The following is a 7,906-nucleotide window of genomic DNA, read 5'->3' as shown; positions in this document are numbered from 1 at the left end:
CGGCCGGCAACGCACACAGCGTTGCCGGCCGCGCTGTTTTCAGGCCGGGGTTGCCTGCCGCGGCGCCACCCGGCTCGGTCGTGTCCATCGCCACGCCATCAGGGCGAGTCCCGAAGGCAATAAACCTTTCAATTCGATAGAATGCCGCGCGGTGCGCCATCCGCACGCTGCCCGCGCAACCCGGGCCCGAGAGCCGGCACGGCCGATCCGCCGCCCGGCATCCCAGCCGATACAACAGGAACTCCCTCTCATGACCGACCTTCATGCCCAGGCCACGATCGATCCGCACGACACCCGCCGTCGTGTGCTCGCGATCGTCGGCGCGTCCTCGGGCAATCTCGTCGAGTGGTTCGACTTCTACGTCTATTCGTTCTGCTCGCTGTATTTCGCGCACGCGTTCTTCCCGAGCGGCAATCCCACCACGCAGTTGCTGAACACCGCCGGCGTGTTCGCGGCCGGCTTCCTGATGCGGCCGATCGGCGGCTGGCTGTTCGGCCGCATCGCCGACCGGCGCGGCCGGCGCAGCGCGATGATGATCTCCGTGCTGATGATGTGCGGCGGCTCGCTGGTGATCGCCGCGGTGCCGACCTACGAGCAGATCGGTGCGCTCGCACCGGTCGTGCTGCTGGTGGCGCGGCTGTTCCAGGGGCTGTCGGTGGGCGGCGAGTACGGCACCAGCGCCACTTACATGAGCGAGGTCGCGCTGAAGGGGCGGCGCGGCTTCTTCGCGTCGTTCCAGTACGTGACGCTGATCGGCGGCCAGCTGTGCGCGCTGCTCGTGCTCGTGATCCTGCAGCAACTGCTGAGCACCGAGGAGCTGCGCGCCTGGGGCTGGCGCATTCCGTTCCTGGTGGGCGCCTGCGCGGCGCTCGTCTCGCTCTGGCTGCGCAAGTCGCTCGACGAAACCTCCACCAGCGAATCGCGTCAGGCGCGCGGCGCGGGCACCATGCGCGGCGTGCTGAAGTATCACAGCCGCGCGTTCTTCACGGTGGTGGGCTTCACGGCGGGCGGCTCGCTGATCTTCTACACGTTCACCACCTACATGCAGAAGTACCTCGTCAACACGAGCGGCATGCACGCCAAAACGGCCAGCAACGTGATGACGGCCGCGCTGCTGGTGTACATGCTGCTGCAGCCGGTGTTCGGCGCGCTGTCGGACCGGATCGGCCGGCGCACCTCGATGCTGTTCTTCGGCGCGCTGTCGGTGATCGGCACGGTGCCGCTGATGCATGCGATCGCCGACACGTCGAGCCCGGTGACGGCGTTCGTGCTGATCACGATCGCGCTGGCGATCGTCAGCTTCTACACGTCGATCAGCGGCCTGATCAAGGCGGAGATGTTCCCGCCCGAGGTGCGTGCGATGGGCGTGGGGCTGTCGTATGCGGTGGCCAACGCGGTGTTCGGCGGCACGGCCGAATACGTGGCGCTGTGGTTCAAGCAGGCCGGCACGGAATCGACGTTCTACTGGTACGTGACGGCGCTCTGCGCGATCTCGCTGATCGTGTCGTTCTTCATGCGCGAGCCGGCCAAGGAAGGCTATCTGCGCAACGAGCCGTGAACGCGCTGGCCGATCGATGTGATCGAAGCCGGGCGCGCCATGTTCTTAGCGGCGCGCAGGCGATAACGTTATCGGAAATGCTTGGTTGTCGACACGGGGCGGGCCGCTTAATCTGAACCCGTAGTTCGTGTGACACCTCCTTGACTGGGATTCGCGCCCGCCTTCATGGCGGGCTTTTTTTCGTCTGTACGCCGCGATGGCGGCGCCGTCATGAGGCGGCCCCGACGGCATTTGCCGCACCGGAGCGTTCGGCTGTCCGCCGCGATGGCAGCACTGTTATGAGGCTGCACCGGCTTGCGGCGCCGGCAGCATCTGCAGCGCGGGGGCGGGCGTGCCGAGGCCGGCGCCGGCCGGCATGCCGCCGAGCATCGCAATGCCCACGGCCGGGCCGGCCGCCGCCGCGGCGAACTGCGTGCGCAGGTCGGTCACGTTGCGACGGAACGCGTCGAGCTGCATCGGCGAGAGCCGGTTGCTGGCGTCGGCCAGCGCGACGATCGGATCGACCGGTTGAGCATCGGCCAGGCGCACCTCGAAATGCAGGTGCGGGCCGGTGGCCGCGCCGGTCATGCCCACCGCGCCGAGCCGCTGCCCCTGCGCGACCTGCATGCCGGCCTTCAGGCCCGGCGCCCAGGCCGACAAGTGCGCATAGAGCGTCGAGGTGCGATCGGGATGATCGACCACCACATAGCGGCCATAGCCATGCGGATCGGTGCCGACGAACGCCACCACGCCGTCGGCCGCCGCATTGACGCGCGTGCCGCGCGGCGCGGCCAGATCGACGCCGGTATGAAACAGCCGCAGGTGCGAGATCGGATGGATGCGCACGCCGAACGGCGAGCTGATGCGCGTGGCGATTACCGGCATGGCCAGGGCCGCTGCTTCCAGCGGCGTGCCGTCGAACGTGTAGAACGCGCCGTGGGCGGCGCCGGGCGGCTGGAACCACATCGCGCTGAACTTGCGGCCGGCGATGCGTACGTCGAGCGCCGTCAGTTGCGGGCCTTGCGGCGTGCTCTCCCAGCCGACCCGATAGCGGTCGCCGGTCAGCGCCGGCGCGTGGGTACGCATCTGCACGGGGATCAGGTCGCCGACCTGGATGCGGATCTCGGGCGGCATGTCGAGCTGGCGCAAGGTCTGCGAGAAGGTGTGCTCGACCGCACCGACGCGCAGGCCGGTGACGAGCGGCCTTGCGCCGAACGCGGCGGCGGGCGTGTCGAGCGAGAACGCGTCGGTGGCGTCGCCCAGCAGCGTGGAGCCGGGCGCGAAGCGCGAGGCGAACTGGCCGGGCGGCGTGCCGCGTGCGGCGATGGCCGCTTCGAGCTGGTCGGTCACGAAACGCTGCGCGCTCGGAAACGGCGTGGCCGCGAACACGTGCTGCGGCGTGCCGGCCGCGCGCAGGGCGGTGGGCGAAACGGGCTGCGAGATCGCGGGCAGGGTGGCGACCAGGCTGACGGTGGCAAGGGCGCCCAGGGCGCAGGCGGCGGGCATCAGGCGCGCGAACGCGTGCAGGCGGGCAGGCCGGGGCGCGACCGGCGCGCCGGCAATGGCGGAAACATCGGAAATCGGGCTCAACGGGCTCCACATCCTCAAAAAGCGGGTTCAGGGCAAACGGGTGTGGGAAAGGGCTGGCTGCGCGACAGGCGCGCGACGCGGCGCGGCCGGGCAGCACTTCGGCAATCGACGCACGGCCGGTGGAGGCGGCCGGGTACGTTCCGTTCGGCCCAACGACGCGGGATGAACCGCTCCGAACGGAGATCCATCGATGAGGGAAAAAAAGCCCTGCGGTGAGAATCGACGCTCAGAACATGACAGCGAGAAGTCACGCGCGTTCCGTCAAATCTGGAAATTAATATGGGGTTAGATGTAAATGAGCGAAGGATGCATGATTTTTGAGAGAACTCTCATTTGGTGAGTATCGATCAAATGCATTAATAATATTGAGAATGATTTGCGTTTGCATTAAATTCGAAGCTTCCCCGGTTTGCGAACCGGCTATCGGATCGTCGGCCTGAGCGTGGTGTCAGCGGGCGGGTCCTGTCAGACCAGAGGAGCGCATCGTCATGTTCAACACGATGGATTCGAGGGGGGTGCCCGGGCGGCGCCCGGTGGTGACGATGCGCGCGCGGCGCCCGGCAAACCCCGGCGGCGCGCTGGTGCAGGTGCTGGTGCGGCATCGCGCGATGCTCGTCAATGTCGCGCGTGGCGTGACCGGTTGCGCGAGCCGCGCCGAGGACGTGGTGCACGACGTGCTCGTGCGGCTTGTCGATTTTCCGGGGCAGGACGCGATTCGCCAGCCGCTGGCCTATGTGACGCGGATGGTGCGCAATGCCTCGATCGACGTGTGCCGCCGCCAGTCGCTCGAAACTACCTGGTATGCGGATGAGGCGGCGGGGCTCGACGTGCCGTCACCCGAGCCGACGCCCGAAGCCACGGCGCTGACGCGCGACACGCTCGCGCGCATGCAGCACGCGCTGGCGCATGTGCCGGCGCGTAGCCGGGCAGCGTTCGAGATGGTGCGGGTGCACGAGGAATCGCTCGCGACGGCGGCCGATGCGCTGGCCGTCTCGCAGACACTCGTGCATTTCATGGTGCGCGACGTGGTAAGGCACTGTGCCGATTGCCTCGATGCGCTCGATCGCGGCGCGGTGCCGCCGGCGTTCGCGGTCGGGGCGCGGCGGCGTTGAGCGGTGCGGCCTGCATGTGCCTGCATGTGCCTGATTGGCCCGATTCATTCGATCGGCTTGATCCATCCGATCCACCCGGCCGGCGCGTCGCTCGTTCAAGCGAGCGGCGGCCATTCCCCGCGCAGCATCGCGGCCAGGCAACGCGGATTCGACGGCCAGTACCCGTGCAGGTAGCTCGCGACGATCGACCCGTGCCGATAGATGGCCTCGCCGCGCGCGCCGTCGTCGGGACGCACGGCGACGGCGGCCGGCGCGAGCGGCGTCTGCAGCTTCGAGTAATGGAACGTGTGGCCCGTCATCGGCCCAAGCGGCGTATCGAGCCGCTGCATGCCGAGCGCGGTGAAGCGGCGCTGCATCGCGCCGGCGCCGGGCAGCAGGCCCAGCATCGGCGTGGTGACGCCGTCGACATCGGTCAGCGTGTCGCATAAGTAGAGCAGCCCGCCGCATTCTGCCAGCACGGGCTTGTCGGCCGCCACGTGCGCGGCGATGCCGGCCGCGCTGCGCGTGTTGCCGGCCAGGCGCGCCGCATGCAATTCGGGATAGCCGCCCGGCAGATAGAGCGCGTCGCAATCGGGCAGCGGTGCGTCGGCCAGCGGCGAGAACGTCGTGACGCGCGCGCCGAGCGCCTCGAGCAGCGCCAGATTGGCCGGATACACGAACGAGAACGCCGCGTCGCGCGCTACCGCCACATGCAGCCCGTCGAGCCGGCGCGGCAAGGGCGCGTCATGCTCGGGTGCGGCAAACGCGACGGGGGGCGGCAGCGCGGCGAGCGCCGTCTGGGCGAGCGCATCGGCGGCGCGGTCGAGGCGAGCGTCGAGATCGTCGATGTCACCGGCCTGATGCAGGCCCAGATGCCGTTCGGGCAGCGCGATGGCCGCATCGGTCGGCAGATGGCCGAGCCAGCGGATGTCGTCGGGCAGCGCGGCCTGCAGCAATGTTGCGTGCCGCGCCGAGCCGACGCGGTTCGCCAGCACGCCGTGGAACGGCAGCTCCGGCCGGAACCGCGCGAGACCGAACGCGAGCGCGCCGAACGTCTGCGCCATCGATTTCGCCGAAATCACCGCGGCTACCGGCACGCCGAAGCGGCAGGCCAGATCGGCGCTGCTCGGCGTGCCGTCGTACAGCCCCATCGCGCCTTCGATCAGGATCAGGTCGGCCTCGGCTGCCGCGCGCGCGAGCAGGGCGCGGCAGCCGGCCTCGCCGACCATGCCGAGATCGAGCGAGTACACGGGCGCGCCGCTCGCGCGTTCCAGGATCATCGGATCGAGGAAGTCGGGACCGGTCTTGAACACGCGCACGCGCCGGCCGAGCCGCCGATGCAGCCGCGCGAGGCCGGCCGTGACCGAGGTCTTGCCCTGCCCGGAGCCGCCCGCGCTCAGGAACAGCGCCGGGCACGCCAGCATGTCGGCCGTCACGCTCAGAATTCCACGCCGGGCTGCGCCTTCACGCCCTGTTCGCGATACGGGTGCTTGACGAGCCGCATCTCGGTGACGAGATCGGCGGCCTCGATCAGCGCGTCGGGCGCGTGGCGGCCGGTCACCACCACATGCAGCGACGGCGCGCGCGCGCTCAGCACCGCCAGCACCTCGTCGAGCGGCAGGTAGTCGTACTTGAGCACGGTGTTCAGCTCGTCGAGGATCACCATCTGGTATTCACCGCTGTCGATCATGCGGCGCGCCTCGTCCCAGCCCTTGCGCGCGGTGGCGATGTCCTTCTCGCGATCCTGCGTGTTCCAGGTGTAGCCGTCGCCCATCGTCACGAAATCGCATTCGGCGAACGTGTTGAGCAGGTCGCGCTCGGCCGTGTGCAGCGCGCCCTTGATGAACTGCACCACGCCGAGCTTCATGCCGTGGCCGAGCACGCGCACGGCCATGCCGAATGCGGCGGTGCTCTTGCCCTTGCCGTTGCCGGTGTTGACGATCAGCAGGCCCTTCTCGGCGGTGGCCGCGGCCTGCTTCTTCTCGTGGCCGGCGCGGCGGCGTTCGGTCATGCGCTGATGCGATTCGGGATCGGTTTTCATCGGGTGTCGGTCCTTCGGGGTTCGGAATTCGGGGCAAGCAAGGGGAGGGGCGGGCTCAGGCCGGCCCGGCGATCGCGACCGTCACGCCGTCGACGATCGTTTTCGGCACCAGCAGCCGGCCCTGCGGCGCGGCCGCCAGCGCGCACGGCTCGCACACGCCGTCGATGCCGAAGCGTGCCTGCACGGCGGATGGGCGGCGCGGGCCGGTTGCGGGATCGGTATCGACATCGTCGCGAGGTGCATCGAATGCTTGGGGTGCTTCAGGTGCTTCAGGCGTTTGCCTGGGCGCCGCGATCGCCTCGCGCGGGATCGCGCGCAGCGGCCAGCCATGACGCTCGCAGCATGCGACCAGGCCCGGTTCGCCGGCTTTCGCGTCGAGCGTGGCGACGCAGGCGATGTGTGCGCGCGACGCGGCCTCGTGGCCGTAAAGCGCGCCGAGGCGCGCGAGCGCGGCGTCGATGGCGGCGTCGATGGCCTCGGCGGGGCGGCCGGCGCGGCAGCCGACGCCGACGGCGAGACGCCATGCGTGCGGGGCGTGGTCCGGAGCGGAACGGGTCATGCGGTGTCGATCAAGAATGCGGTAGCGATGCGGGTTCGCGCGGCGTGCGTCCCTCGCGAACGCCGCGTCGGGCGGGCCGTGGCCCGCCGCTTGCGTCGGCCGGTATCCGGGCTGGCCGCCCCGGGCCGACGCCTTCCCGCCGCGAGCGGCAGTGGCTGTGGTCGGCCCGTGCGAGCGCTTGCGCGCGTCGCCGGCGGCGTACCGTTGCGGGGACAGCACAGGCTGTGCGGCTCGCGCCGCGCCCTGTTTCCCGTTTAACCGCCACCGCGAATGCGGGGGCGGGCACCGAACGCGCGCATACGATAGCACAGCGGTTCCGGGCGGCTTCCGGCTGATTTTCAGGCCGTCGCTGGGCGGTTGTCGGACTGGCGCCCGCCGGCTTCCGGCTCGTCGGCGGCCGGAAACCGGCCATCCGTGTGCCGCTCCGCACCTCGCTCGGTCCCGCCCGACGCCGCTCTCATCGGACACCGTTCCGGCTCGACACCGCGCCCACCCGACGCCGTGCCCACCCGACGCCGTTCCGGCTCGATGCGGTGCCCACCCGACGCTGCGCCCACCCGACGCCGTTCCGGCTCGACACCGCGCCCACCCGATGCCGTTCCTTCCCGATGCCGTGCCCACTCGACACCGTTCCTGCACGATGCGGTGCCCACTCGACGCTGCGCCCACCCGACGCCGTTCCGGCTCGACACCGCGCCCACCCGACGCCGTTCCGCCCGACGCCACACCCACCTGATGCCGTTCCCACCCGACACCGTTCCGGCCCCGCCAGCCACCCCGCGTCGCCTTGACGCGTTCCGACGCGACGCCTACACTCGCACGCGTTTTGGTGCTCGCGTGCGGATTCCTGCGCACGCAGTTGAACGGGAAACAGGAGGCCTCGCCGCGACGCGGACGGCGCCCGCCTGTGCTGCCCCCGCAACGGTCAAGCGAATGCATCGCGAACGCGATGCGAGGCCCGCTTCACCGCGCGTCGAAGTTTTCGATGCGCGGCTCGGCCACTGGATGCGAACCGCGTCCGGGAAGGCGAAGCGGCGCTGTCGTCAGCCCGGATACCGGCCAGAACCACGGGACGGCCGCGCGCCGGC

7 protein-coding genes and 2 riboswitches are annotated in these 7,906 nt (G+C 70.0%); of the genes, 2 read left to right on the top strand and 5 right to left on the bottom strand.

Translation table 11 applies throughout. The annotated features are described in order from the left end of the window. Positions 1 to 265 (bottom strand): hypothetical protein (locus tag ACYP33_RS18805; protein ID WP_459623284.1); only part of this gene is annotated, 265 nt, incomplete at its 3' end. On the opposite strand from ACYP33_RS18805, the gene ACYP33_RS18800 reads away from it, so the two are divergent. Beyond that, positions 251 to 1,558, top strand: a complete 1,308-nt coding sequence (locus ACYP33_RS18800) for an MFS family transporter (protein ID WP_414449511.1) — start codon at positions 251 to 253, stop codon at positions 1,556 to 1,558. The two genes, ACYP33_RS18805 and ACYP33_RS18800, sit on opposite strands and share 15 nt — an antisense overlap. Positions 1,559 to 1,834: 276 nt before the next feature. On the opposite strand, the gene ACYP33_RS18795 is transcribed toward ACYP33_RS18800, so the two are convergent. Then, complete coding sequence (locus ACYP33_RS18795; protein WP_459623282.1) at positions 1,835 to 3,139, bottom strand: M23 family metallopeptidase; 1,305 nt, start codon at positions 3,137 to 3,139, stop codon at positions 1,835 to 1,837. A gap of 476 nt (positions 3,140 to 3,615) precedes the next feature. On the opposite strand from ACYP33_RS18795, the gene ACYP33_RS18790 reads away from it, so the two are divergent. Continuing rightward, on the top strand, positions 3,616 to 4,239 hold the full coding sequence (locus ACYP33_RS18790; RefSeq protein WP_459623280.1) for an RNA polymerase factor sigma-70: 624 nt from the start codon (positions 3,616 to 3,618) through the stop codon (positions 4,237 to 4,239). Positions 4,240 to 4,334: 95 nt separating this feature from the next. Here the strand turns inward: ACYP33_RS18790 and ACYP33_RS18785 are convergent, their stop codons facing one another. From ACYP33_RS18785 to ACYP33_RS18775, 3 genes are read right to left on the bottom strand one after another with little or no spacing between them, the layout of a single operon-like run. After that, on the bottom strand, positions 4,335 to 5,642 hold the full coding sequence (locus tag ACYP33_RS18785) for a cobyrinate a,c-diamide synthase (protein ID WP_459623458.1): 1,308 nt from the start codon (positions 5,640 to 5,642) through the stop codon (positions 4,335 to 4,337). A 14-nt stretch (positions 5,643 to 5,656) separates the two neighbouring features. Next, complete coding sequence (cobO, locus tag ACYP33_RS18780) at positions 5,657 to 6,259, bottom strand: cob(I)yrinic acid a,c-diamide adenosyltransferase (protein ID WP_414449508.1); 603 nt, start codon at positions 6,257 to 6,259, stop codon at positions 5,657 to 5,659. 55 nt (positions 6,260 to 6,314) lie between these two features. Next, entirely contained in the window at positions 6,315 to 6,818 is a 504-nt protein-coding gene (locus ACYP33_RS18775; protein WP_459623279.1) for a cobalamin biosynthesis protein, read from the bottom strand. A gap of 80 nt (positions 6,819 to 6,898) precedes the next feature. Beyond that, positions 6,899 to 7,124, bottom strand: a riboswitch (cobalamin riboswitch). Between the two features lie 504 nt (positions 7,125 to 7,628). Continuing rightward, a riboswitch (cobalamin riboswitch) is annotated at positions 7,629 to 7,896 on the top strand. The last annotated feature ends 10 nt before the right edge of the window (positions 7,897 to 7,906 follow it).

Source organism: Burkholderia sp. 3C, from assembly GCF_054589155.1.
This window is presented reverse-complemented; position numbering and strand designations above follow the sequence as displayed.

Excerpts from the sequence above, each read along its gene's own strand:
- ACYP33_RS18775 (WP_459623279.1), bottom strand. The coding sequence starts at position 6,818 with ATGACCCGTTCCGCTCCGGACCACGCCCCGCACGCATGGCGTCTCGCC.
- ACYP33_RS18800 (WP_414449511.1), top strand. The coding sequence starts at position 251 with ATGACCGACCTTCATGCCCAGGCCACGATCGATCCGCACGACACCCGC.
- ACYP33_RS18795 (WP_459623282.1), bottom strand. The coding sequence starts at position 3,139 with ATGTGGAGCCCGTTGAGCCCGATTTCCGATGTTTCCGCCATTGCCGGC.
- ACYP33_RS18790 (WP_459623280.1), top strand. The coding sequence starts at position 3,616 with ATGTTCAACACGATGGATTCGAGGGGGGTGCCCGGGCGGCGCCCGGTG.
- ACYP33_RS18785 (WP_459623458.1), bottom strand. The coding sequence starts at position 5,642 with ATGCTGGCGTGCCCGGCGCTGTTCCTGAGCGCGGGCGGCTCCGGGCAG.
- cobO (WP_414449508.1), bottom strand. The coding sequence starts at position 6,259 with ATGAAAACCGATCCCGAATCGCATCAGCGCATGACCGAACGCCGCCGC.